Below are 24,992 nucleotides of genomic sequence, written 5' to 3' on the forward strand. Positions count from 1 at the left end.
CAACGGCTGTTGTGCACCTGTTACGCATGGTCGACGGCGAACGAAAGTACGGCCGATCGATGATGCCCAAAAGGGATGAATTGGGAGCAATCAGGCGGCATTAACGGGCGACCGAAACCAGATGGGCGCCCCGTCCGGGCGTGGGTCACATGAGAACCGAGGTACGGAAACGCCACCCGGCTACGAAACGTAAATCGTACGCAAGGGATAAAAAGCCGCGCACGCGAATAAACCCGGACACCTCCGGGTGAGAAACCGGCGAAAGCGTCAGTGGGCGGCGGTGGTCGGCCGCTTGCCGTACGCGTGCTTGACGAGCTCGATCAGGACTTCCTTGCCCGACTCCCGCTTGCGCGCGTCGCACAGCATGATCGGCACGTCCTGGCTGAGGTTGAGCGCGAGCTTGACCTCGTCCAGTTCGAAGACCGGGGCGCCCTCGAAGCAGTTGACCGCGACGACGAAGGGCGTGCCACGGCGCTCGAAGTAGTCGACGGAGGGGAAACAGTCGGCGAGCCTGCGGGTGTCGGCCAGCACGACCGCGCCGAGCGCCCCTCGTGCGAGCTCGTCCCAGACGAACCAGAACCGCTCCTGGCCGGGGGTGCCGAAGAGATAGAGGACGAAGTCCTGCCCGATGCTGATGCGGCCGAAGTCCATGGCGACCGTCGTGGTCGCCTTCGCCTCGACCCCGGACAGGTCGTCCACCCCGACGCTGCGGTCGGTCAGCGTCTCCTCCGTGCGCAGCGGCCGGATCTCCGACACCGCGCCGACCATCGTGGTCTTGCCCACCCCGAAGCCGCCGGCGATCAGCAATTTGATCGCCTTCGGCATCTTCGGCGGGGTCTGCACGGAATCAGAGCGCGCGAAGGCCATCGAGCACCGCCTTGTACATCCGCTCGTCGAGCACGTCCATCTCCGGTTGGGGCTGCTGCACGGCCACGAAGCCCCGGTCGAACAGGTCGCCGAGGAGGACCCGGACGATCCCGGCCGGCAGGTCCAGATGGGCCGCGATCTCCGCGACCGACAGCGGCCTGCGGCACAGCCGCACGATCGCCTGGTGCTCGGGGTCCAATCCGATCTCGGTGCCCGTGGTGGGCCGGACGGTCACCGCGAGCGAGATGAGGTCGAAGCGGTCCTGCGCCTCCGTGCGGCCGCGCGCGATCACGTATGGCCGGATGGTCGGCGCGTCGAGTAAGCGCTCCTCGTCCGGGCCCCACTCGCCGTTCACAGGCGGACCTCTCTCCCTGTGGCCCGGTCGATCGTGGTCCGGGCGGGCGAGGTCAGGTACTGCCCGACGCGCGCGACGAGCATGGCCATCTCGTACGCCACCAGGCCGACGTCGGCGTCTCCCGAGCAGAGCACGGCCAGGCAGGCGCCCTGTCCCGCCACGGTCACGAGCAGGTAGGCCGACTTCATCTCCACGATGGTCTGCCGTACGGACCCGCCCTGGAAGCGCTCGCCGACGCCGCGCGCCAGGCTCTGCAGCCCGGAGGCGACGGCGGACAGGTGCTCGGCGTCCTCCACTTGCAGTCCCTGCGAGCCGGCCAGCAGCAGGCCGTCGGTGGACAACACGATGCCGTGCTCGACCTCGCGGACCCGCGCGACGAGATCATCGAGCAGCCACGCGAGGTCCGCGGAGGCCCCGGTCTTCTGCGTCACAGGTTGTCCTCCTCGTCACCCAGCAGCTTCGCGGCCTCGGATCTGCCGCGCCTCGTCCCCGACTGGAACGAGCCCATGATCTTACGAATGTCGTCCGGCGAGCGGTCCTCCTGGTCCTCCGCCTCGTTCGCGTTCCTCGACTCCTCGGCGAGCGCGGGGGCGAGGTTGGCCTGCGGCACCCGGAAGGGCAGGCCTGACGGCGTGAACCCGGCCGGGGGCGCCGGCCTGTCCGGATCGGCGCCGCCGGGCGGTGGGACGCTCTGCACAGGCCTGGGCGGCTCGGGAGCCCTCGGCACAGGAACCACCTCCTGAACTGGTCCGGGGACCGCCTCGGGCGCGCCGACCAGCGCGATCCTCCGGGAGCCGGGCTCCCGCTGCGGGAGACCGGGACCGGTCGTCTCCTCCTCGGGCAGGACATCCCCGCCCTCGATGACGAGGTCGCGCGGCAGCAGCACGACCGCGGTCGTGCCGCCGTACGGCGACGCCTTGAGCGAGACCTTGATCCCGTGCCGCTCGGCCAGACGGCTGACGACGTACAGGCCGAGCCGGGCGGTGCTCGACAGGTTGAACTCGGGCGGGTCGGCGATCCGCTGGTTGGTCGCCTCCAGGTCCTCGGCGCTCATCCCGAGGCCGCGGTCCTCGATCTCGATCGCGTAGCCGCTGGCCACCACCTGGCCGCCCACCTGCACCATCGTGTACGGCGGGGAGAACGACACCGCGTTCTCGATCAGCTCGGCGAGCAGGTGGATGAGGTCGCCCACCGCGCGTCCGATGAGCGCGGTCTCCCCCATGGGCATCACGGTGACGCGGGTGTAGTCCTCGACCTCGGCCAGCGCGCCGCGTACGACGTCGACCATCAGCACCGAGCGCCGCCAGGCGCGGGCGGGAGACGCTCCGGACAGGACGATGAGGTTCTCGGCGTTGCGCCGCATGCGGGTGGCGAGGTGGTCGATGCGGAACAGGTCCTTCAGCTCCGCCGGGTCCGACTCGCGCCGCTCCATCACGTCGAGCAGCGTGAGCTGGCGGTGCACCAGCGACTGCGTACGCCGGGCGAGGCTGAGCAGGATGTCGCGGATGCTCTGCCGGAGCTGGGCCTCCTCGACGGCGGTGCGGATGGCGGTCTCCTGCACGGTGTTGAACGCCGCGCCCACCTGGCCGATGACGTCGGGTCCGAAGTCGAGCGGCGGCGCCTCGGCCTTGACGTCGACCTTCTCGCCCTGGGCGAGGCGGGCGACCACTCCGGGCAGCCGCTCGTTGGCCAGTTCGAGGGCAGCCTCGCGCAGCTTCTCCAGCTGACGCACCAGGGCCCGGGCCGTGGTGACCGACAGGACGATCGACGCGATGACCGCCACGAGGCCGAGCACACCGGCCAGCAGGAGGCGAGCGATGACCGCGACGGCGACCGGTGTGGTCCGTTCGACCAGACGGTCACCGGCGTCCAGGACCGTCTTCTGCAACTGGGTCAGGGCCGGTTCGATCGCCGATCTCCACTGCTCCGCGCCGATCGGCGGCAGCCCCCCGGGCCGGGTGACCTCCATGACGGTCTCTTCGTACGACCGCAGGCGGACGAAGGTCTGGCTCCGCTCCAGGCGGTCGAAGACGGCACGGTCGGCGTCGGGCAGCGCCTGCACGGCCTCGCTCTGGTGGAATCGCTGCGCACCGACGATCTGGGAGAAGCGGGCGCGTTCCGGCGCCGTCAGCCGTCCCGACGACAGGGCGCCGGCGAGCAGGGCGTCCTCCTCCGAGAGCAGTTCCCGCGCCTGGCTCAGCTCGATGAGCGCCCGCGTGTCCTCGGCGACGCCCTCGTCGTCCAGAGTGGCCAGGGCGTCGTAGGTGCGGTAGACGGAGTCGATGACCGTGGTGTAGCTGTCGAACGACTTGACGCGGTCCATCTGCCCGCCGTCGGCGAGACCGCGGCTCTTGCGCAGGCCGTCCAGCTGGCGGATCATGTCGTCGATGCGCCGCTGGAGCACCTCGTCCGCGGCGAACTGCACGTCACCGCCTTTGGCGAGGCGGCGGAAGTCGGCGGCCGCGGCGTCGGTGCGCGCTCGCTGGGCCGTCAGGGCGGCACGGTTGGTGGACGACGGCTGGGCCAGGATCACAGCGGTGAGCCGCCGCTCCTGCTGCAACTCCACCAGGAGCGTTTCGCTGGGCTGGGCCACCCCTTTGTCGTAGACCGCGACCCAGACGAGGTTCAGACCCTCCCGTAGCGTCACCCACGCGGCGAACGCCCACAGCGCGGCAAGGGACACCAGCAATGCCGTCACCTTGGTCCGCACCCTGGAATTGCGGAAGCGCATGAGACCACCTTGCGAAATCGGCGATACGCGAGGTTTTCGCGACGATTAACACGCGCACGACGTCATGGGTCGCAAGAGCTGCTCACCCCACACCCGCGCAATATCCCGGCCACCTTAGCAAAGGGGCCGAAAAGCCCTCAAGTCGGAAATATAGTGGCGAAAATGTCCACTTTTCCGAATTAGGCGGATTTCCCGTGCCGAGATCATACTTGACTGATGGGCCTCACACCAAGTGATCGGGACTGTGCGAGGTGGATCGCGGCGAGGACGGCCGCGCGGACGACCGCCAGCGGCCGGTAGAGGTCCTTGTCGTGCCACAGCGGCGGCCCTTCGGCGACGTCCGCGACCCGAAGCAGGTAGGCGTACCCGCGCGCCGCCGCGTCCCGTACGCGTTCCTCGCCTCCGGCGAACAGCAGGAGCTGCAGGGCGTAGGCCGTCTCCTCCGCCGTGCCTGTCCACCGGCCCCACGATCCGTCCTCGCTCTGGGTGTCCAGCACCCATTCCACCGCGGCACGCACCGCCGGCACCGCGGCGGGACCGCCGAACTCGTGCAGCGCGAGGGAGCAGGAGACAGTCGCGTAGTAGGGCGAAGCATGCCAGCGGTCGTCCCAGCTTCCGTCCTCCCGCTGCCGCTCGAGCAGCCAGCCCCGCAGCTTGCCGATCGCGGGGGCATACCGCGCCGCCTCGGCCGGCCGTACCGCGGCGTACTGGCCGAAGGCGTCGAGCACGTGAGCGTTCACACTGACGGAGGAGCCCTCCTCCCCCTGCCAGGTGCAGAAATGGGTCGGCGTCTCGAAGGCCCACAGGCTGTCCGGCCTGCGCGGCACGCCGAGCAGGGCCAGCGCGTACAACGCGACGGACGTGGTGTCGGCGTCGGGCGGCAGACCCGCTCCCGCGGGGGTGCCCGCGGGTCCGATGGCCGCTCTCAAGTCCGCCAGCATCTCGGGAGGGACCTCGAACGGAATCCCTGCGCGGGCCAGCCAGCTCAGCACCCACCCGCGTTCGAACACGGTGATCGGCAGGCCCACCGGCACGGGACCGCCGTGCCTGCGCACGATGGCCTCCAGATGCCAGCGGACGGGATGCCCCGGCTCGCTCGGCCCTCTGTCCCCCAGCCACGCCGCGCTCGCCGCCGGCGAGGCGCCGATCGTGCCGATATCGGTCACGTGGGCCACGGCCGCCCCGTTGGCCGCGTCGCCGGCGATCTCCAGCGCATGCAGGAGTTTCTGCGGGATCTCCGCCTCCGACGCCACCCAGGCGCGCACCGCCTCCAGCGGAGCGGCGCTCATTCCCACGGGCAGCGTCAGGGGGACGCTCATCCCGTTCTCCTCGAGGTGCTCGTTGATGAGCATGACCAGGGACGGGACGATCAGTTCGATGGCCGGCATGTCGGGCAGCGACAGCCCCGCGCCGCTGAGGCATCGCGACAGGAGCCGCAGCCCACGCGCCGCCGCCTCCCGCAAGGTCTCCGCACCGACGCCGGTGTCGTCGCCCCGGCGCAGCACCGACAGGAGCGCCTCGGTCGCACTGAGGCTGGGCACCAGCCCGTAGCCCTCCGGGGCTCCCCAGCCGCCGTCGCTCCGCTGGGTGTCGATCAGCCACCGCACCCGCTCGCCATGCCCGGTGAGCCAGGGAGCCAGTGTCACCAGACGGCCGGTCTCGTAGACCGACGGGGACACCTGCCCCCAGGGCATGGACATCAGTCCGAGCACCAACTCCTGGGCCGCACGGCCTGCGTCGGCCGCCACCTTCAGGGCAATGTCGTTCGCGCTCACAGTTCGCCCCAGTAGTCCGCGAGCCCGTAGAAGCCCGTGCTGTAACCGATCTGTCGTTCGAGGTAGGCCGACTCGTCCGGGCGGATCGACCGCAGCGGCTCGAGCGCGGCGCGGCATTCGCCGGTGAGGGCCGCGACGCGCGCGAGCACCTCGTCCCGGGACACGCCGAGCATGAGGGCATTCAGATCCCCCCAGCCGACGTCGCGTTCGTAGGTCGCGAGGTCGTTGAGCAGACGCAGCACCTGCTGGACGACGCCGCTCGCCCGGAGAAGTTCGTCCAGGTGGGGGATGAGGAGCGGATCGCCGGAGTGGATCCAGTGCCCCACGTTCACCAGGGTCGAGCCGAAGTTGTCGGCGTTGCCGAGATACTCCTCGAACGTCGGCAGCGCGGCCTCGCCGCCCTGCTTCCACTGCCACTCCCGGGCCATGGCGCCGAGCATGCGTTCGAGTTCGGCGCGCCAGGCCGTGTGGAGGCTCGGGAACAGCGGGGACGCGGCGAGGTCGTCGCGGATGGCGGCGAGAAACCGGGTGAGCGGCGTATGCGAGACGGGCTCCCTGGCGTACGCCACCGCGAGGCAGCCGCGTACGATCTCGTCGATCTCTTCCTGCGAGGTGGCCTCGTGGTCGATCAGCCAGTCGACCGCGAAGATCCACAAGGACGTGCGATTGGCGATCCTGAGCTGCTTCGCGGTCGCCCAAGGAGAGCCGAACGCGTTGGCGAGAGACACCGTGGCGAAAAGCGTCGCGTCGAACGGGCCGGCGGCGAACAGCTCGGGGAAGTTCCGCGCGCATTCCTGCAGGTCTCGCTGACAGCGCGCCGCGAGGGCGCTGGTCCTGCCACTTGCGGCCGCCGCCGTCAGGTGCGCGGCTTCGCGGCTTCGTGCCAAGGTCATGCCGCGGCGCCCCCGCCGACGGGAACCAGGCGCACCTCGACGAGCTCCTTCGGACGCAGCGACGCGGCCGGGAACGGCGTGAGCGGACGGGGAGCGCGCACCTCCGGGCGGAAGCGGGCAAGGATGCCCGCCACCATCAGCGGCGCCTCCGCGAAGAAGAGGTGCTGGCCGATGCAGACGTGCGGGCCCCCGCCGAACGGGAAGTGGGCGTACCGGTGGCGGCGTTCCTGGTCGCCGTCCTCGGCGAACCGCTCCGGGTCGAACTCCTCAGGACGGTCCCAGAACTCTTCAAGGCGATGGGTGGCGAAGGGGCTGATCAACAGCGTGGAACCGGCCTCGATCGGCACATCACCGAGCCGGCTCGGTTTCGCCGCCCGCCGAGGCAGGATCCAGCCCGGCGGGTACAGTCGCAGCAGCTCGTTGAACACCGCCTTCATGTACGTGAGCCGGGGCAGACACTCCGCGTCCACCGGCCCGCGTCCGACCACGGTCTCCACTTCCTCGTACAGCCGGGCCGCGACCTCGGGATGGTCGTCGAGGATCGGCCACAGCCAGGTCAGCGCCACCGCCGTCGTCTCCACCGACGCACCGTAGATGCTGACGAGGTCGTCCCTGATCCGCCGTTCCGCCGTCGTGGCCTCCTCGCCGCGGCGGGCGCGGGCTAACGCCGAGATGATGTCGTTGCCGTCCCCCGGCTCCCTGATCGCGTTCCTGACCAGCGGCATCACGACCTCGTCGATCGTCTTCACCGCTCGCATGAAGGCCCGGTCTCCCGGCAGCGGGATCCAGTCCGGCGCGAACGGCAGCAGCAGCCGGGAGGCGAACGAGGTCGCGGCGACCCCGTAGGCGGGGCCAAGCCGCTCGGCGTCCGCGACTGAGATCTTGCTGCCGAACAGGACGCGGATGACGGTCTTGCTCACGAGGCGGCTCATCTCCTCGTAGATGTCGATCCACCGCCCCGCCCGCGCGTACGGCTCCCACGCCGTGATGCCCTCGTCGATCGTCTCGGCCATGTCCCGGGTCAGGCTCGCGACGTATCTGGTGGTGAAGAGAGGCTGCATGATCCGCCGGGCGGACTCCCAGTCGGGGCCGTCGCTGATGATGCTTCTGCCGGCGAGCCGTTCCACCGGCTTCCACAACATCCCCTCGCGCGGATGATTCTCCCAGTCACGGCGCAGAACGTGCTGGACATGGTCCGGGTGGCTCACCAGGTAGGGACGGAACGGCCCGAGGCCTAATCGGACGACCTGACCGCGAGCCTGCCTCGCGAAACCGCCGAGCGCGTTCACCGGATCGCGGAGCAGCGGACGAAGGGTGCGGCGTAGTGGCAGGGCGGGTGGCCTTGCGATCCGATGGATGTTGAGCGCCTCGGAGCTCACGGCCGTCACCCTCTCGCGGTACGCGTGTGTCCGGACGCCCCTCGCCTGGGCCTCGTCCGGCGATCACACCGAACATCACTCGCGGAGTATCACATGATCCGGTCGAAATGATCAACATTCCTGCCTAGTGATACTTTTGTAGTCGTTAGTCACCAGTTGAGACATCAGTGGCGTTTGGTTCCTGCCGCAGGTGGGCCGCCACACCGCGAGGAGCGAAACAAAAAAGGCCGGGCCTTGCGGCCCGGCCTCTCACGACGCGTCGTCAGGCGTGGCTGGTCACCAGCAGCGCGATGCCCACAAGGATGACGATGGGGATCAGCCACACCACGACCTCGCCGAGGAACTCCTTGTACATGGGGACCGAATCCTCTCGGTGACGTGCGGAAAGTGAATCCCGAGCAGCATATTCGCTCGTGCCGGGCGGTGGAACAGGGCACCGTCCCCGGGCGGCGTACGGCAGAGGCCGCTGCGCCGGGAGAGACCCTACGAGCCGGAGGCGACGCCCGCCGGCACCGGCGACACATCGGGTGAAACGTACATATATCCCCGCTGGTCACGGCTTCTGCCGCGCCCCGTCCCTGGGCCGGGCGACCGAGCGCTCCTTACCATCGCGCCGGACGGCACGAGGGAGAGACGCGATGTCGAAGACAAGTGCGGTGCTGGCGGCCCTGCTCGTGGTCCTCGGGCTGCTCGTCGCCCGGCCCGCCGAGGCGGCCGCGGTGCGGATCATGCCCCTGGGCGACTCGATCACCGGGTCGCCCGGCTGCTGGCGGGCCCTGTTGTGGAACAAGCTGCAGAACGGCGGCTTCACCAACATCGACATGGTCGGGACACTGCCCGCCCAGGGGTGCGGGGTGCCGTACGACGGTGACAACGAGGGCCACGGCGGCTTCCTCGTCACGAACGTCGCCGACCAGAACCAGCTCCCCGGCTGGCTCTCGGCGACCCGTCCCGACATCGTGATGATGCACTTCGGCACCAACGACGTGTGGAGCAACAGGCCCACCGACACGATCCTCGCGGCCTACAGCAAGCTCGTGGACCAGATGCGGGCGAGCAACCCGAACATGAAGATCCTGGTGGCCCAGATCATCCCGATGAACCCGAGCACCTGCCCCGAGTGCGCCCAGCGCGCCGTCGCCCTGAACAGCGCGATCCCGGGCTGGGCGGCCGCGAAGACCACCGCGGCCTCCCCGATCGTGGTCGTCGACCAGTGGACCGGGTTCAGCACGAGCACGGACACCTACGACGGCGTGCACCCCAACGACAGCGGCAACCAGAAGATGTCGGACAAGTGGTATCCCGCGCTGTCGGCGCTGCTCGGCGGCGCCCAGCCGTCCCCCAGCCCGAGCCCGAGTCGCAGCCCCAGCGCCAGCCCCAGCCCCTCGCCGACCCGGTCGCCCTCTCCGTCGCCGTCCCCCTCTCCCTCGTCCGGGCCCTCGGGCTGCAGCGCGACATACAAGGTCACCAACCAGTGGGGCGGCGGCTTCCAGGGCGAGGTCACGGTCAAGAACACCGGCGCCTCTTCCGTCAGTGGCTGGACCGTGACCTGGACCTTCGCCAACGGTCAGCAGGTCACCCAGGCGTGGGGCGGCAAGGCCGTGCAGAGCGGGGCGAGCGTGACCGTGCAGAACGAGAGCTGGAACGGCTCGCTCGGCGCCGGCGCGAGCACCACCTTCGGCTTCATCGCCTCCTGGAACGCCGCCAACCCGGCCCCCACGCCCGCCTGCGCGGCCGCCTGACCTCGATCGGACCGGGCCGTCCGCCGCACGGCGGCCCGGCCGGCAGGCACGCGCCCCCACGTGCCCCGGCGTCCCGATGCCCGATGTCCCCCGGCGCCCGGACCGGCTCTGTCACCGGTAGCCGGTGACGTCGGCGGGGCGGCCGGGGTCCTGGACCTCCACCATGTATCGCCAGCAGTCGGGACGGCTGCCGTCCACGTCGGTGAAGCCGTACACCTGGGCCAGTTGCCCGCTGGACAGCGACTGACCGTTCCAGCGGCTCACCTCCGGATCGGCGGCCAGGGCCGTCACCGCGCGTCCGACGAAGGCCGGGGTCTCGGAGATGGCGAAGTGCGGCACTGTGGCAAGCGCGTCGCGCCAGTTGGCCTCTGTCACGCCGAAGTGCTCCAGCATGAGCTCCGAGCGCAGCCAGCCCGGCGTGAGCGACACCGCGGTCGCGCCGTGCGGCGCCAGCTCCTTGGCCTGGGCGAACGCCATCCGGTTGACGGACGTCTTCGCGAGGTCGTAGAAGAACGAGACGCGATAGTTGGCCGCGTTGTACTCCGCCGTGCCGTCGGTGACCTCGACCACCAGACCGCCCGGCCTGCGGATCAGCAGCGGCAGCGCGTAGTGGCTGGTGATGATGTGCGTGTCGATCGCCAGCCGCAGGATGCGCAGGCCGTCGTCGAGCGAGTGCTCCCAGAGCCGGTCGTTCCAGCTGAACAGCAGCTCGCCGCCCCAGATGTCGTTGACCAGCACGTCGAGCCCGCCCTGCTCGGCGTCGATCCGCTCCACGAGGGCCCGCACCTGCTCGCGGTCGAGGTGGTCGACCGGCACGGCGATCCCCCGCCCACCGGCGGCGGTCACCAGCTCCGCCGTCTCCTCGATCGTCTCCGGCCGGTTCATCTCGGAACGCCGCTCGCGGGTGCTGCGGCCGGTCACGTAGACCGTCGCCCCCGCCGCGCCCAGCTCGACCGCGATGCCGCGCCCCGCGCCCCGGGTCGCCCCGGCCACCAAGGCGACCTTCCCCTCCAGGCTGCTCGTCATGAGACGACATGCTGGCACCCGCCACCGACAAAAACACGTCCCGCGGCTTGGCCGCGATCCCTGGGGGCAGCACGTGCTTTCAGCTAGGGTGCTGATCGCAATCCCGGAGGAGGACGGCATGAGCGAATATGCGGCGACTTTTCAACTTATCGACACCGACGGGGACGGGCGGATCTCCGCCGAGGAACTCGTACGCCTGATGGAGGTGCTTGGCCGGCCGCTCACGCCGCAGGGGGCGCAGGGCGCGATCGACAGGGTCGACGCCGACCGCGACGGCCTGATCGACCTGGAGGAGTTCGGCGCCTGGCTGAGCAGCGCCGAGCAGCATTGAGCGGTCGTTGAACGGTAGTTGAGCGGTCGTTGAGCAGGCGGGCGTCGAGCGCGCGGGCGTTGAGCGGGCGCTGAAAGGCGACGACGAGTTCTGGGGCGCGGTGCCTGCGGGTGTCGCGAGGCTGCTGCGTCCCCGCGTCGGCGACGTCGCGGACCGGGTGATCGCCGAGATCCAGCGGCGAGTGCCCGAGTACGCCCGCCCGGAGGACGGGGTCTACATCAAGGTCCTGCGGCTGGCGGTCAACCAGGCGCTGCACGGATTCCTCGAACGCATCGAGAACCCGCGGGCGGCGTGGGACCCCGAGGTCTTCCGGACGATCGGCAGGGGCGAGGCCGCCGAGGGGCGCGGCCTCGAGCCCTTCCAGACCGCCATGCGGCTGGGCGCGCGGGTCGCGTGGCGGCGGCTCACCGAGCAGTCCGAACAGCTCGGCCTCGATCCGCGGACGCTGTACGACCTGGGCGAGGCCATCTTCGTCTACCTCGACCAGCTCGCCGACGCGGCCGCGGCCGGCTTCGCCGAGGCGCGGGCGCACGCGGCAGGAGAGATGGTGCGCCGCCGCCGGCGGCTGCTCGACCTGCTGCTCACCCGTCCCGCGGCCTCGCCGGAGGCGGTCGCCGACCTGGCCAGGGCGGCCGGCTGGCGGCCCCCCCGCATGGTCGCCGGGGTGGCCCTGGAGGAACGCGACGGCGGTTCTCCCCTGCCGGTGCTGCCGCCCGACGTGCTGACCGGGCTCGACCGCAACGTCCCGTGTCTCGTGGTGCCGGACCCCGGCGGCCCCGGGCGCGTGCAGGCGCTGGAGAACGCCCTGCGCGGCTGGCGGGCCGCCATCGGCCCCGCCGTGCCGCTCGCCGCCGTCGCGAACTCGCTCGGCTGGGCCAGGGAGGCCCTCGACCTCGGCACCCGCGGCATCCTGCCCCGGCGGAGGCTGCTGCGCTGCGCCGACCACATGGCCACACTGGTCGTCTTCAAGGACGAGGACCTCGTGGCCGCCCTGGCGGAGGTGCGTCTCGCGCCGCTCGCCCACCTGCGCCAGAACCAGCAGGACCGCCTGGCCGAGACCCTGCTCGCCTGGCTGCGTCACGGCCGGGGCGTCGCGGAGGTCGCCGCGGCGCTCCACGTCCACCCGCAGACTGTGCGCTACCGCCTGCGCCAGATCGAGCAGCTGTACGGCGAGGCGCTCGCCGACCCCGACGTCCGGTTCGAGCTGGAGATCGTCCTGCGCGCCCGTCAGGCCCGCCGGAAGCCGCCCGACGCCTAGGAAGACGCCTAGGAGAGGGTGCCGCCGCTGGTGCGCAGGCCCCGGGCCGTCCGCCGCTCGTGCAGGCCGAACCGGGCCTCCGGCTCCCGCGCGCCGTCGAGGATCTCCGCGACGTATCCGGCCAGGGCCGGGGCGTGCTTGAACCCGTGCCCGGACTCGCCGCCGAGCAGCCAGACGCCGTCGTCGATCTCGGCGACGATCCATTCGGCGTCCCTGGTCAGCGCGTACTGGCAGACCTGGCTGAACACCACCGGCGCGCCCACCAGCGAAGGGAAGCGCCTGGCCAGGTAGGCGCGCGCCTGCTCCTCGGTGTGCCGCAGCACCCGCCTGCCGCCGCTCTCCGGGTCGTACGGCTCGCCCTCGGCGTCGCCGGTGACCTTCATCCCCATGCCGTCCAGGTCGCCGTGCCCGTACGCCGCCAGGTCGTAGTCGCAGAACGCGGGCAGCGGCGGCGTGGTCCAGTCCCTGGGCACCCCGAAGTGGAAGGTGTCCTGCCGCGTCACCTCGACGTGTCCCGCCTCATGCGGGAACAGCCGCGGCAGCCACGCGCCGCACGCCCACACCACGCGGTCCGCCGTCAGCACCTCGCCGTCCGCCACCACCCCGGCCCCCCGTCCGTACGGCACGGCCCGGGCGCGGACCTGCCTGACGCCGGCCGCGCCGGCCAGGCGCGCGATCACCTGCGTCGCCCGCCGGGCCCGCAGCACGCCGGCGTTCGGCTCCCACAGCACGAAGGCGAGGTCGTCGCCGCGCAGGCCGGGGAACCGCCGCGCCGCCTCGGCCGGGTCGAGCAGCTCGCAGGGGATGTGCAGCCGCTCCAGCACCCGGGCGCTGCGCGCCTCCCAGCCGTCCGGGTCGCGGGCGAACCACATCAGCCCCGACTCGACGTACAGCTCCTCGCCGGTCCGCTGCTCCAGCTTGCGCCAGGCGTCGCGGGCCTGCCAGGCCAAGCGGGGATACCAGTCGTCGGAGCCGTGGGCGCAGCGCAGCAGGCGGGTCTCCCCCGCGCTGGCCTGACGAATGTGACCCGGCGCGTACTGCTCGACGAGCGTCACCGTCCAGCCCTCGTCGGCCAGCCGCAGCGCCAGCGACGCCCCCCAGATCCCCGCCCCCACGACGATCGCCGACTTCATCCACCGCTCCTTGATCGCGGACCGACACCAGCATCCGACGTAGGCTACGTCGGATGCGGGTTCCGCCTACAGACGCACCGATGCGGCGATAATCAGAGTCATGATGGCGGCCGAATCGGCGCAGACGCTCGAACGGGGTTTACGGCTGTTACGGCTGCTCGCGGACGCGAACCGGGGCCGCACGCCGACCGAGCTCGCCCAGGAGCTGGGCCTGAGCCGGCCGATCGTCTACCGGCTGCTGACGACCCTGCAGGCCGAGGGCTTCGCCCGGCGGGACGCGCACGGCCGTGTGCATCTGGGGTTCGGGGTGCTCGCGCTGGCCCAGGCCGTGCATCCGCTGCTGCGGGCGACGGCGCTGCCGGCGCTGCGTGCGCTCGCGGAGCAGGCCGGGGCGACCGCGCACCTGACCGTGGCCGAGGGCGACGAGGGCCTCGCGGTCGCGGTGGTCGAACCGTCGTGGACCGACTTCCACGTCGCCTACCGGGAGGGCTCCCGCCATCCGCTGACGCGCGGCGCGGCCGGGCTGGCGCTGCTCGCGCTGCGCGAGGGCCGCACGGAGCCGGCGCTGCACACGAGCAGCGGACACCTCCAGGAGGGCGCCCAGGGCATCGCCGCGCCGGTTTCGGGCCTGCCGTGGCTGGAGGCGTCCGTCGGCGTGGTCAGCTTCGCCGACCTCGACGCGGACAAGGTGGGCCCCCTGGTCCTGGAGGCCGCCTGCCGCCTCGCCTCCGCCCTGTCCGAGCCCCCGCGCTGACGGTCACCACCCCCTTCGATAAGCGGTCGCCTGGTGGTGCGGCGATTGGACGTCACCTGCTGCATCTGCTTGAAGTCCTGGTCATCGTGCGGCCGTTCTCGTGAGCGGCCAAGCCAGGGTGAAACCGCCTCATGCGGCAAACGTGACCCGTATGCTCGCCTACGGCGAGCGCCGCGCCTTGCCCTGATCACGCTCGCGACCAATGCCGGAACCGGCCTTATTCATGGACCGCCCAGGTCTTTTCCCGGCAGACCGGCGGATCGTACGTATACGTCTTTCCCGGCTCCGTACGTGCGACCAGTCCGTCGTTCACCAGCCCTGGCTAGGACCACTACTACACGTACATGCTCACTGTTTACCTATCAGCCAGGATGTCCCCCTGCAGATCCGCGGGCCGTAGGTGTAGATCTTTCCAGTCTCACTCGTCGCGATCAGGATCGCGTCCGGCTCTGGATTGGTGCAATCGCTGTCCGCGACGCCGTAGGGATATCCTTCCCCAGGGTCAAGGGTCAGGAAAGACCCACCGTTCGACTTCCACCCCACCGTGACGGTTTCCTGACTGTAGTTGATGATGTGAAACATCGCCTCGGCACGAGGTTGACAGGCACTCGAGGCCAGAGCGCCCACGATCACCAGCCCCACGGTCAACACCCGAGCTCTGGAGGTCGCGCAGGCTCCATCCGTATTTCGCATAATCATGCAGTCGCTCCGTACCCGCTCGATCTCTGGCCCTCCCAGCGTACGCGCGGGAAACGCCGATCTCAGGGGACCGGCCCTGGTATGCTCGCTCGTTCTCCGATCCGGCCGGCCTGCCAAGTCCGGCCGGATCGGAGAATCCGCATTTCTCGCGCCGCCCCGACTTATGGAAGCTTGGTGGCGACGAATTGACTCAGCGGAACGTCAACGAAGCGGGGGACCTGGTTGTCGGGGAACGAGTAGCCGCGCGTCCAGCAGCTCAGATTCACGGCGCTCGTGCTGACCGTATACGAGACGACTACCTTGCTAGGGTCCGAGAGCAGGCCCGGCTGCACCCTCGCGGAAGCGCTGACCGCTATTAGCCTCGAACTGATTGCGACCGCCTGCGCCCACCAACTCGAGGCCAGCGCTTCTCTGTCACCCGAGTCGCGGCGCCAGGCTCTACTGTCGCTGATCCACGACTTCATTCGGCAGCGGCTTAGCGACCCGGATCTGACGCCGGATACCATCGCCGCAACACACCATATCTCCGTCCGACACTTGTACAAGATTTTTCAGGAACAGGGCACCACCGTAGCGGCATGGATTCGCCGGTGCCGTATAGAGCAGTGTCACCGCGATCTCGCCGACATCCGCAAGCGTTCTCTTCCCATCCAGACCATCGCCGCCCGCTGGGGCTTCACCGATGCCGCGCACTTTAGCCGCACTTTCCGCGCCACCTATGGTGTATCGCCGCGGGAGCACCGCATATCGGCGGCAGCCATTGGGTCTGATCTTTAATTCAGTACGTCACAGACGCAGGCGGACGGCCTCGCCTTCAGATGCTTGGCTTGTTGTCCAACCTGCCTGCCGACGGCGTTCACGCAACATGCCGGCGGGTGTGACGGTTTTGCCGACGTCAGGATGGTGAGCCGAGGTCCGGTTTCTCGACCCGGCGGTGGTCCGAGACCAGCCACGCCGTGGCGGGCAGGACGAAACTTGGGCGGAGATTGCGAAACCCCCTGGGGACCTGAAGGACGCTGCTCGTCCTTGGTAGCCACTATGTGGTCGGTTCTTGTGGAGTGCTTGCCGGTTCTTCCTGCACCCGCTCGTTGAGCGGCCCCCCTACACCTTGACATCCGGCCACACATGGCGAATCGTCGTACATATATAGGACACTGACGTCCGATAAACGGACGACAAATCCAAGGGACCGGCAGAGGAGGCGTCATGCCGTACTACCGCGTGGTCGGGCTGGTGCCGCGCAAGCGCCACGTGCAGTTCCGCGCGCCCGGCGGCGGGCTGTACAAGGAGGAGCTCATGGGAGAGGAGGGCTTCTCCTCCGACTCCTCGCTGCTCTACCACCGCCACGCGCCGACGGCCATCGTCAAGGCCGAGGCCGTGGACGCGGGAGCGCCCGGGCTGACCCCCAACATGCCGCTGTCCCCCCGCCATTTCCGCACCCGGGATCTGACGCCCGACGGCGACCTGGTCTCCGGGCGCATGCTGCTCGCGGGCAACTCCGACGTCCGCATCTCGTACGCCGCGACGGACGCGCCCAGCGAGCTGTACCGCGACTCGATGGGCGACGAGTGCGTCTACATCGCGAGCGGCCGGGCCCGGTTCGAGTCGGCGTACGGCGCGCTCGACGTGGCCGAGGGCGACTACGTGGTGATCCCGACGGGGACGATCCACCGGTGGGTGCCCGAGGGCCCGGTGACGGCGCTGGTGGTGGAGGCGGCCGGGCACATCAGGCCGCCGAAGCGCTACCTGTCCCAGTTCGGCCAGTTCCTGGAGCACGCGCCGTACTGCGAGCGCGACCTGCGCGCGCCGGCCGAGCCGCTACTCGTCGACGGCGAGGAGGTCCCGGTCCTGGTCAGGACGCGGGGCGGGCTCACCAGGCTGACCTACGCCCACCATCCCTTCGACGTGGTGGGCTGGGACGGCTGCCTCTACCCGTACGCGTTCAACATCCAGGACTTCGAGCCGATCGTGAAGCGCACCCACGCGCCGCCGCCGGTCCACCAGACCTTCGAGGGCCCGGGCTTCGTCGTCTGCTCGTTCTGCCCCCGGCCGCTGGACTTCCACCCGGAGGCCGTGCCGATCCCGTACAACCACCACAACGTGGACTCCGACGAGTTCATGTTCTACGTGGGCGGCGACTACACGGCCAGGAAGGGGTCCGGCATCGACGTCGGCTCGATCTCGCTGCACCCGGCCGGCTTCACGCACGGTCCGCAGCCGGGCGCGGTGGAGGCGGCGGTCGAGGCCGTGCGCCGGGGACACACCGAGACGACCGAGATGGCCGTGATGATCGACACGTTCCGCCCGCTCGACCTCGGCCAGGCCGCCCTCGCGTGCGAGGACACCGACTACGCGTGGACGTGGGCGCGATGAGCTTCGGGCTCGACAACCTGCCGTACGGGGTGTTCTCCCGGCCCGGCGAGCCCCGCAGGGTCGGCGTCCGGGTCGGGGACCAGGTCCTCGACCTGGCGGCGGCCCTCGGCGGGGACGTCTACGCGGCGCCCAGCCTCAACCCGCTGCTGGCCCTGGGCCGTGCGGCCTGGCAGGAGACGCGGGCGCGGGCACGCGAGGCGGCGGCCACGGGCGACCACCTGGTCCCGCTGGCGGAGGTGACCCTGCACCTGCCGGTCGAGGTGGCCGACTACGTGGACTTCTACGCCTCGCTGGAGCACGCGTCGAACCTCGGGCGGATCCTCCGCCCGGACGACGAGCCGCTGAAGCCGAACTGGCGGCACCTGCCCGTCGGCTACCACGGGCGGGCGGGCACCGTCGTCGTCTCGGGGACGCCGATCAGGCGGCCGTGCGGGCAGCGGCCGTCGTTCGGCCCCTCGCAGCGGCTCGACATCGAGGCGGAGGTCGGCTTCGTCGTCGGGACGCCGACGCGGCTCGGCGAGCGCGCCGGCGCGTTCGACGACCACGTGTTCGGGGTGACGCTCGTCAACGACTGGAGCGCGCGCGACATCCAGGCGTGGGAGTACGTCCCGCTCGGGCCGTTCCTGGGCAAGTCGTTCGCCACCTCGATGTCCGCGTGGATCACGCCCCTCGAAGCGCTGGAGGGGGCCAGGGTCGAGGGCCGGTCGCAGGAGCCCGAGCCGCCCGCCTACCTTCGCCGGCAGGCGCCCTGGGGGCTCGACCTCACCCTCCACGTCGAGCTGAACGGCGAGGCGGTCTCGACGCCGTCGTTCCGCGACATGTACTGGACGCCCGACCAGATGCTCGCCCACATGACCGTGAACGGCGCCTCGCTGCGCACGGGCGACCTGTTCGCGAGCGGGACGGTGTCGTCGGTCGGGCAGCCCGGCTCGCTCATCGAACTGACCTGGAACGGCGCGGACCCGCTCAAGCTGCCCGGCGAGACCCGGACCTTCCTGGAGGACGGCGACACCGTGACGATCACCGCCTGGACCTCGCACGGGATCAGCCTCGGCGAGGTCTCGGGGAAGGTCCTTCCGGCGACTTAGCGTATTTCTGTCGTCACCCCTCGCTATCTTGGGTGCCCGTGAAGCCACGCACCCTGCCTCCCGCCGCCCGCGCCCTGCTCGCGGTGCTGCTCGTGGCCTGTCCCGCGCTCGCCGCGGGCTGCGCCGTACGCGTGCCGCCCGCGCCGCGCATCACGATGAGCCCGGCCTCCGGCGCGGCGGCGGTCCCGCCGGACGCGGGACTGGTCGTCAGGGCGGAGGGCGGCAGGCTGACCAGTGTGCTGGCGTTCGCGGGACGCGACCCGGTGCCCGGCGCGTTCGATCCGGCCCACACGGTGTGGCGGTCGTCGTGGACGCTGCGTCCGGGCACCCAACATGTCGTCAACGCCGTCGCGACCGGGCCCCAGAGCGTCACCGCCCAGGTCGCGGGCCGGTTCCGCACACTCACCCCGCGCCACGAGCTCGCCGTGGCCTCGGTCGTCCCGTCCGACGGGGAGACCGTCGGGGTCGGCATGCCGGTCATCATGACGTTCACCGGTCCGGTCGAGGACCGCGCGGCGGTCGAGCGGGCGCTGGAGGTCCGGGGCCCGGCCGAGGGCGCCTGGCACTGGGCGAGCTCCACCCAGGTCGTCTACCGGCCGCGGAAGTGGTGGCCGGCCGGTGGCGAGGTGCGCGTCACCGCCCATCTCGCCGGCGTCCGCGCCGCCCCCGGCACGTACGGCTCCGCGGACCGGACCGTGGCCTTCACCGTGGGGCGGGCCATGGTCAGCACCGTCGACACCCGCACCCACCAGATGGTGGTGCGGCAGGACGGGAAGCCGGCCCAGCACATACCGATCAGCGCGGGCAGGGCGACCACCAGGGAATACACGACCACGAGCGGGATCCACCTCACAATGGACAAGGGCAACCCCGTCCGCATGGTCTCGCCGGGCCGCCGCAAGGGCGACCCCGGCTACTACGACAAGCTCATCGACTACGCCGTGCGGATCTCCAACAGCGGGGAGTACGTCCACGCGCTGGACAACGTGTGGGCGCAGGGCCGGGCGAACGTCAGCCACGGCTGCGTGAACGTCCGTCCCGACCAGGCACGGTGGTTCTACGATCACGCGCTGCGCGGCGATCCCGTCATCGTCACCGGCACCACACGCGAGCTGGAGTGGAACAACGGCTGGGGCTACTGGCAGCTCTCCTGGCCCCGGTGGCTGGCCGGCAGCGCCCTCCGGCACGAGGGCGCCACGACCCCTTCCGCCGCCTCTTGACAGAGGTGGCCGCATTCAAGTCAGCGTTCTGCATTACGGTCGAGTCATGGCAGTAGCAATCGATCTGACCCTTTACTGCGAGAACGCGCGGCTCGTCGCCGAGTTCTGGAAGACGGCGCTCGGCTACGTCGACGAGGTCCCGGCAGCCGGGCACGCGACCGGTGAGGAGTCGTTCGCGCTGCCGGCCGGCGGCGCGGAGGACGACGGCGCCTGCCTCCGCGACCCCGAGGGGGCCGGTCCCCGGCTCTCCATCTTCCGCGTCCCGGAGCGGAAGACGGCGGAGAACCGGCTCCACATCGACGTCCGCGTGCCGGGGGACGGCACAGCCGCCGACCGGTGGGAGCGGATCAGGGCGGAGGCCGCCCGGCTGGTGCGCGCCGGCGGCACGATTCTGGAGGCGTTCGACGACCACATCCTGATGGCCGACCCCGAGGACAACGAGTTCCGCGTCACCGCTTCCCCTGCGTGAGGCTCCGAGTCCCCTGGGTGAGGCCCGGCCTCTGGGACAACGCGACCTAACGCGTTAGGTTTGAGGAGGAACCCCACCCGAGCGGTGTTCGTTCATCGCTATGGAGGCGGCAATGGACCCGTGGATCATTTGGCTCATCCTGGCGGCGGCGCTGGGCGTGGCGGAGATCTTCACGCTGACCGCGTCATTGGGGCTGCTGTCCATCGCGGCGCTGCTCACGACCGCCGTCGCGGCCGTCGGGCTGCCGCCCGCGCTCCAGCTGGCCGTGTTCGTCATCGCCTCCGCCGCCGGCCTCGCCGGAGTGCGCCCGATCGCGCTCCGGCACATCAAGCAGCCGCCGCTGAAGCGCTTCGGGGTGTCCGCCCTCGTCGGCAAGTCCGCGTACGTGACCAAGGAGGTCACCGGCAGGGACGGCCGGGTGCAGATCGGCAGCGAGGAGTGGTCGGCCCGTGCCTACGACGAGACGCTCGTGATCCCACCGGGGGCCACGGTCGACGTCATAGAGATCGAGGGCGCCACCGCCCTCGTATATCCCCGGGAGTGAGCAATGGACGCTGCACTGATCGCCGGAATCGTCATCGCGTTCGTCGCGATCCTGACGGTGCTGCGAGCGGTCCGGATCGTGCCCCAGGCCAGAGCCGGCAACGTCGAGCGCCTGGGCAGGTACTACCGCACGCTGGGCCCCGGCCTGAACTTCGTCATCCCCTACATCGACCGGGTCCGCCCGCTGCTGGACCTGCGCGAGCAGGTGGTGTCGTTCAAGCCGCAGCCGGTCATCACCGAGGACAACCTCGTCGTGGACATCGACACGGTGCTGTATTTCCAGGTCACCGATCCCCGGGCGGCGGAGTACGAGATCGCGAACTTCATCCAGGGCGTCGAGCAGCTCACCGTGACGACGCTGCGCAACGTCGTCGGCGGCATGGATCTGGAGAAGACGCTCACCTCCCGTGACATGATCAACAGTCAGCTGCGCGGCGTGCTGGACGATGCCACCGGCAAGTGGGGCATCCGGGTCAACCGGGTCGAGATCAAGGCGATCGACCCGCCGAAGACCATCAAGGACGCCATGGAGAAGCAGATGCGCGCCGAGCGGGACAAGCGGGCGGCGATCCTCACCGCCGAAGGCCAGCGGCAGTCGCAGATCCTCACCGCCGAGGGCGACAAGCAGAGCGCGATCCTGCGCGCCGAGGGCGAGCGCACCTCCCAGATCCTCAAGGCCCAGGGTCAGTCGCAGGCGATCGACGAGGTGTTCCAGGCCGTGCACCGCAACGACCCCGACCCCAAGCTGCTCGCCTACCAGTACCTCCAGGTGCTGCCCCAGCTCGCCCAGGGCCAGGGCAACACGATGTGGGTGATCCCGAGCGAGGTCACCTCGGCGCTCAACACGTTGTCCAAGGCGTTCACCGAGTCGCTGCCCGCGAGCCGGGCCACCGTGACGGACGCCAGGGAGCACGAGCGGAGGACGGTGCGCGACGAGGCGGTCGCCGAGGCCGAGCGCGCCGCCGCCGAGGCAAAGGCGGCGGCCGAGGACAGCGAGCTGGGGCCGCGCCAGATCGAGGCGGGCCGCCCCGCCCTCGGCACGGACGGCGTGCCCAACCCCGACCCGGCCCACGCCGTACGCCCGGACGAGCGGCCGTAGCTCCCGGACGGCTCGCCCCCTGCCCGGCCGCGGCTTCCCGGCCTCCGGGCGGGGCGCCGCCCCGGCTGTGCACGACCGGTCCTCAGCCCGGCGTCAGACCATGGCCAGGTAGGCGGCGAGCTCCTCGTTCGAGGACGTGGAGACTCCGACGTATCCGTCCGGGCGCACGAGGGTGTGCCGCTCGCCGCCGTACGGCTCGGCCGGCGCGTACGCGCGCACCGCGGGACCGCCGGGGACGCGCGGAGCGGGGCCGGGGGACAGCAGGGTGAAGTGCGGGCCCCGCAGCAGGTCGAACATGCGGGCCCGCGTCCCTCCCGCGAGCGTCAGCGGGCCGTCCGGCACCCGGTCGCCGCCGCGCCGGGCGAGCGAGCCGCCCCGATAGCTCAGCGAGAGCTGGTAGGTCTCCTCTCCGCGTTTGTAGGACTTCTTGCCGGCGAGATCCACGCTGAGTCCGAGCACCCGGGCGGCGACGGGCCTGCGCTCCTCCTCGTAGGTGTCCAGCAGCGCCTCCGGCGCTCCCGCGAGCACCCTGGCGAGCTTCCAGCCCAGGTTGTAGGCGTCATGGACGCCGGTGTTGAGCCCTGCCCGCCCGCCGGCGGGTGCACGTGGACGGCGTCCCCGGCCAGGAAGACCCGGCCGGACCGATAGCGGTCGGCGAGGCGGATGTTCACCCGATAGAGGGAGGACCACAGCAGCTCGGTCAGGCGCACCCCGCGCAGCATGGACCTCTCGGCGAGGATCCGCTGATACGCGGGCAACGTCTGCTCCGGCGCGGCCCCTGGCTTCAGCGAGGCGATCATCTGGAAGGTGCCGGTGCCGGCCATCGGGTAGAGCGCCACCATCCCCCTGCCCGGCCGCACCCAGACGTGGATGTGGTCCCGGTCGATCCCCTCGGCCCGTACGTCGCCGAGGGCCATCCGCTCCTCCTCGCGGGTCTCGCCGGTGAAGCCGATGCCGAGGGCCTTGCGCACCGGGCTCCTGCCGCCGTCCGCCGCGACCAGGTAACGCGCCCGCAGGCGCTCTCCCGTGCCGAGCCTGGCGGTCACCCCGTCCGCGTCCTGCTCGAAGCCGGTCAGCGCGCTGCCCTGCTCCACCTCTCCGCCCAGCTCGGCCAGGCGCTCGCGCAGCACCGCCTCGGTGCGCCACTGCGGATGCATCAGCACCATCGGGTACGGCACGGCGTCCGTGGCCGCGGCCGACCTGTGCATGCGGGCCCGCCAGATCGGCACCGCGCCCATCCTGACCCGCAACGGCGGGTAGGGCGTCGCCGCGGCCAGGATCGGGCCGATCACCCCGAGGTCGTCGAAGACCTCCTGCGTACGCGGTTGCAGGCCCTTGCCCTTGGAGCCGGCCGCGGGCTCGGGCGCCTGGTCGACGATGCGGAAGGCGACGCCCCGGCGGGCCAGGTCCACCGCGAGGGTGAGCCCGGTGGGACCGGCCCCGGCGATCAGTACGTCCGTGTTCTCATGCATGTCCTGACCGTGACAGGCCGCTCTGCCGAATCCCTGTCAGGCGCCTGCCACGCCCTGCCGCCGCGTCGCCCCACCAAATTCCCGTGACGACTGTCGTCGCTGTAGGTGAGGAGGGAGTTGACGGGTACCCGGTCAGGGGGACTACTGCTGCCGGACGCGTGGGGGGAAGGCTTTGACCGGGTGCGTGGACATCTCCGGGGAGGGTGAGCGGTTCCCCGCCGCTTCGCCAAGACGAGGTGCGCGTACCGGTGCCTGACCGGGTCAGCAGCGGAGTCCCCGCAGGTGGGACGCCCGGCAGGCACGGGCAGAAGGTCGCCGACCCCCGCCGCTGGAAGGCGCTGACCGTCTGCCTGATCGCCGGTTTCGTCACCTGGCTGGACATCAGCATCGTCAACGTGGCGCTGCCCTCCATCCGCATCGCGCTGAACGCCCCGCCGAGCGACCTGCAGTGGGTGGTGTCGGGATACGCGTTCGCCTTCGGGCTGCTGCTGGTGCCCGCCGGGCGATTCGGTGACACGCACGGCCGGCGCAACGTGTTTCTCTTCGGCGCGGCCCTGTTCACCCTGGCCAGCGCCGCCGCGGGAGCCGCCCCCGAATCGAGTTGGCTGATCGTGGCACGAGTCGCCCAGGGGGCGGCAGCGGGAGTGATCGCTCCGCAGGTCACCGGTCTGATCCAGCAGCTTTTCCAGGACGCGGAGCGCGGCCGGGCGTTCGGCCTGCTGGGTGCCACGATGAGCATCTCGACCGCGGTCGGCCCGCTGCTCGGCGGCCTGCTCATCCGGTTCAGCGGTGAGCGGGAGGGGTGGCGCCACGTCCTGCACGTCAGCATCCCCATCAGCCTCATCGCCATGATCTTGGCGTACCTGTACATCCCCGGGCGGCCGGCCGGGAAGCGGCGGCGGCGGGAAAGCATGGATCCTGTGGGAGTGCTGCTCCTGGCCGCCGGCGTCCTGCTGCTGATCCTTCCGCTCGTGGAGGGGCGCGCATGGCCGGGATCGAGCAAGTGGCTGCTGATACTGGCCGGGGCCGTCGTGCTCACCGGCTTCGTGGGCTGGGAGCGCTGGTATGGGAAGCGCCACGACCCGATAGTCGATCTTTCTTTGTTCCGCCGAGGCTCGTATGCCCTCGGAACCCTGCTCGCGCTGCTCTACTTCGGCGGATTCACCGCGATCTTCTTCCTCATCACCCAATATCTGCAGGAGGGCCTGCACTACTCCGCGCTGCGAGCGGGCTGGGTGAGCGCGGCGTTCGCGCTGGGATCGGCACTCAGCGCCGCGTTCGGTGGCCGGGTCGTCGTCCGGTTCGGCCGCCCGCTGGTCGTGTTCGGGCTGGTGCTCGTCACCCTCGGATTGGCCGCCACCGAACCCGCCATGCGGCTGGTTTCCGGCCAGAACGCGGCCTGGGCGGTCGCGGCGCCCTTGTTCGTCGCCGGGGTGGGCAACGGCCTGATCGTCTCGCCCAACCAGACGCTGACCTTGTCGGCTGTGCCTGTCGCCGAGGCAGGGGTTGCCGCCGGCGTGTTGCAGATGGGACAGCGCATCGGCGCCTCCATCGGTATCGCGGCGGTGGGCTCGGCTCACGGCATCTATGCGGCGTCGTTTCAGCAAGCACTGCTGGTCAACATCGTGTTCGTGCTGGCCGCCCTGGCCGCCGGGGTCGCCGACGTGTTCGTCGAGCGCCGCGCCGACCGGCAGCCCGGATGAAGCATTCGGGCAGGACGGCCCGTGGATAACCGGACGGACCATTGACCGGACAGGGCTTGTCCGGCTGTCCAACCGGACCATA

General features: G+C 70.7%; 23 protein-coding genes and 1 pseudogene. 12 read left to right on the plus strand and 12 right to left on the minus strand.

The window, feature by feature from the left end; translation table 11 throughout:
- Window positions 1–267: 267 nt before the first annotated feature.
- From BXA11_RS28190 to BXA11_RS28220, 7 genes are all read right to left on the minus strand, one after another.
- Window positions 268–867, minus strand: coding sequence for a GTP-binding protein (locus tag BXA11_RS28190; RefSeq protein WP_030509121.1), 600 nt, complete (start codon window positions 865–867; stop codon window positions 268–270).
- Window positions 848–1,222, minus strand: a complete 375-nt coding sequence (locus tag BXA11_RS28195) for a DUF742 domain-containing protein (protein ID WP_030509122.1) — start codon at window positions 1,220–1,222, stop codon at window positions 848–850. Before BXA11_RS28195 ends, BXA11_RS28190 begins: the two co-directional genes overlap by 20 nt.
- On the minus strand, window positions 1,219–1,653 hold the full coding sequence (locus tag BXA11_RS28200) for a roadblock/LC7 domain-containing protein (RefSeq protein WP_076439407.1): 435 nt from the start codon (window positions 1,651–1,653) through the stop codon (window positions 1,219–1,221). The genes BXA11_RS28195 and BXA11_RS28200 overlap by 4 nt, the downstream gene beginning before the upstream one ends.
- The gene (locus tag BXA11_RS28205) at window positions 1,650–3,953 is read right to left on the minus strand and encodes a sensor histidine kinase (protein ID WP_076439410.1); all 2,304 of its coding nucleotides are present in this window, start codon (window positions 3,951–3,953) and stop codon (window positions 1,650–1,652) included. Before BXA11_RS28205 ends, BXA11_RS28200 begins: the two co-directional genes overlap by 4 nt.
- 203 nt (window positions 3,954–4,156) lie before the next feature.
- On the minus strand, window positions 4,157–5,728 hold the full coding sequence (locus tag BXA11_RS28210) for a prenyltransferase/squalene oxidase repeat-containing protein (protein ID WP_167769280.1): 1,572 nt from the start codon (window positions 5,726–5,728) through the stop codon (window positions 4,157–4,159).
- Complete coding sequence (locus BXA11_RS44885) at window positions 5,725–6,621, minus strand: terpene synthase family protein (RefSeq protein WP_076439412.1); 897 nt, start codon at window positions 6,619–6,621, stop codon at window positions 5,725–5,727. The genes BXA11_RS28210 and BXA11_RS44885 overlap by 4 nt, the downstream gene beginning before the upstream one ends.
- Window positions 6,618–8,000: a cytochrome P450 gene (locus tag BXA11_RS28220; protein WP_076439533.1), complete on the minus strand. Its 1,383-nt coding sequence runs from the start codon at window positions 7,998–8,000 to the stop codon at window positions 6,618–6,620. The genes BXA11_RS44885 and BXA11_RS28220 overlap by 4 nt, the downstream gene beginning before the upstream one ends.
- Before the next feature lie 638 nt (window positions 8,001–8,638).
- Between BXA11_RS28220 and BXA11_RS28225 the strand changes: the two genes are divergently transcribed.
- The gene (locus BXA11_RS28225) at window positions 8,639–9,742 is read left to right on the plus strand and encodes a cellulose binding domain-containing protein (protein ID WP_076439415.1); all 1,104 of its coding nucleotides are present in this window, start codon (window positions 8,639–8,641) and stop codon (window positions 9,740–9,742) included.
- A 111-nt stretch (window positions 9,743–9,853) separates the two neighbouring features.
- On the opposite strand, the gene BXA11_RS28230 is transcribed toward BXA11_RS28225, so the two are convergent.
- On the minus strand, window positions 9,854–10,768 hold the full coding sequence (locus BXA11_RS28230; protein WP_030509129.1) for an SDR family oxidoreductase: 915 nt from the start codon (window positions 10,766–10,768) through the stop codon (window positions 9,854–9,856).
- A 118-nt stretch (window positions 10,769–10,886) separates the two neighbouring features.
- Between BXA11_RS28230 and BXA11_RS28235 the strand changes: the two genes are divergently transcribed.
- Both BXA11_RS28235 and BXA11_RS28240 read left to right on the plus strand, forming a co-directional pair.
- On the plus strand, window positions 10,887–11,099 hold the full coding sequence (locus BXA11_RS28235; RefSeq protein WP_143734564.1) for an EF-hand domain-containing protein: 213 nt from the start codon (window positions 10,887–10,889) through the stop codon (window positions 11,097–11,099).
- A 100-nt stretch (window positions 11,100–11,199) separates the two neighbouring features.
- Window positions 11,200–12,357 (plus strand): PucR family transcriptional regulator, encoded by a 1,158-nt coding sequence (locus tag BXA11_RS28240; RefSeq protein WP_076439417.1) that lies wholly within the window; start codon window positions 11,200–11,202, stop codon window positions 12,355–12,357.
- Window positions 12,358–12,365: 8 nt separating this feature from the next.
- On the opposite strand, the gene BXA11_RS28245 is transcribed toward BXA11_RS28240, so the two are convergent.
- On the minus strand, window positions 12,366–13,490 hold the full coding sequence (locus tag BXA11_RS28245; protein WP_076439419.1) for an NAD(P)/FAD-dependent oxidoreductase: 1,125 nt from the start codon (window positions 13,488–13,490) through the stop codon (window positions 12,366–12,368).
- Window positions 13,491–13,590: 100 nt separating this feature from the next.
- On the opposite strand from BXA11_RS28245, the gene BXA11_RS28250 reads away from it, so the two are divergent.
- Window positions 13,591–14,244: a helix-turn-helix domain-containing protein gene (locus tag BXA11_RS28250; protein ID WP_239105179.1), complete on the plus strand. Its 654-nt coding sequence runs from the start codon at window positions 13,591–13,593 to the stop codon at window positions 14,242–14,244.
- 348 nt (window positions 14,245–14,592) lie between these two features.
- Here BXA11_RS28250 and BXA11_RS28255 read toward each other — a convergent pair whose 3' ends face one another.
- Window positions 14,593–14,886 carry a hypothetical protein gene (locus BXA11_RS28255; protein WP_143734565.1) on the minus strand — a complete coding sequence of 98 codons (294 nt, stop codon included), beginning with the start codon at window positions 14,884–14,886 and terminating at the stop codon, window positions 14,593–14,595.
- A gap of 330 nt (window positions 14,887–15,216) precedes the next feature.
- Between BXA11_RS28255 and BXA11_RS28260 the strand changes: the two genes are divergently transcribed.
- The 7 genes from BXA11_RS28260 to BXA11_RS28290 all read left to right on the plus strand — a co-directional run bounded on the left by BXA11_RS28260 (window position 15,217) and on the right by BXA11_RS28290 (window position 21,735).
- The gene (locus BXA11_RS28260; protein WP_076439423.1) at window positions 15,217–15,720 is read left to right on the plus strand and encodes a helix-turn-helix domain-containing protein; all 504 of its coding nucleotides are present in this window, start codon (window positions 15,217–15,219) and stop codon (window positions 15,718–15,720) included.
- Window positions 15,721–16,149: 429 nt separating this feature from the next.
- Window positions 16,150–17,316, plus strand: a complete 1,167-nt coding sequence (locus BXA11_RS28265; RefSeq protein ID WP_076439425.1) for a homogentisate 1,2-dioxygenase — start codon at window positions 16,150–16,152, stop codon at window positions 17,314–17,316.
- Window positions 17,313–18,404 (plus strand): fumarylacetoacetase, encoded by a 1,092-nt coding sequence (fahA, locus tag BXA11_RS28270; RefSeq protein WP_076439537.1) that lies wholly within the window; start codon window positions 17,313–17,315, stop codon window positions 18,402–18,404. The genes BXA11_RS28265 and fahA overlap by 4 nt, the downstream gene beginning before the upstream one ends.
- A 38-nt stretch (window positions 18,405–18,442) precedes the next feature.
- The gene (locus tag BXA11_RS28275) at window positions 18,443–19,624 is read left to right on the plus strand and encodes a L,D-transpeptidase (protein ID WP_239105180.1); all 1,182 of its coding nucleotides are present in this window, start codon (window positions 18,443–18,445) and stop codon (window positions 19,622–19,624) included.
- A gap of 46 nt (window positions 19,625–19,670) precedes the next feature.
- Window positions 19,671–20,093 (plus strand): VOC family protein, encoded by a 423-nt coding sequence (locus BXA11_RS28280; RefSeq protein WP_076439427.1) that lies wholly within the window; start codon window positions 19,671–19,673, stop codon window positions 20,091–20,093.
- Window positions 20,094–20,205: 112 nt separating this feature from the next.
- Window positions 20,206–20,637, plus strand: coding sequence for an NfeD family protein (locus BXA11_RS28285; RefSeq protein WP_030509138.1), 432 nt, complete (start codon window positions 20,206–20,208; stop codon window positions 20,635–20,637).
- A 3-nt stretch (window positions 20,638–20,640) separates the two neighbouring features.
- Window positions 20,641–21,735 carry an SPFH domain-containing protein gene (locus BXA11_RS28290; protein WP_076439429.1) on the plus strand — a complete coding sequence of 365 codons (1,095 nt, stop codon included), beginning with the start codon at window positions 20,641–20,643 and terminating at the stop codon, window positions 21,733–21,735.
- A 93-nt stretch (window positions 21,736–21,828) separates the two neighbouring features.
- On the opposite strand, the gene BXA11_RS44890 is transcribed toward BXA11_RS28290, so the two are convergent.
- Both BXA11_RS44890 and BXA11_RS28295 read right to left on the minus strand, forming a co-directional pair.
- Entirely contained in the window at window positions 21,829–22,179 is a 351-nt protein-coding gene (locus BXA11_RS44890; RefSeq protein ID WP_239105181.1) for an FAD-dependent monooxygenase, read from the minus strand.
- A gap of 69 nt (window positions 22,180–22,248) precedes the next feature.
- Window positions 22,249–23,207, minus strand: a pseudogene (locus BXA11_RS28295) (FAD-dependent monooxygenase); the annotation flags it as partial.
- Between the two features lie 248 nt (window positions 23,208–23,455).
- Between BXA11_RS28295 and BXA11_RS28300 the strand changes: the two are divergent.
- Complete coding sequence (locus BXA11_RS28300) at window positions 23,456–24,910, plus strand: MFS transporter (RefSeq protein ID WP_083744645.1); 1,455 nt, start codon at window positions 23,456–23,458, stop codon at window positions 24,908–24,910.
- Window positions 24,911–24,992 lie beyond the last annotated feature (82 nt).

It is taken from the genome of Microbispora rosea, assembly GCF_900156315.1.
In the GTDB taxonomy this organism is placed as follows: Bacteria; Actinomycetota; Actinomycetes; order Streptosporangiales; family Streptosporangiaceae; genus Microbispora; species Microbispora rosea.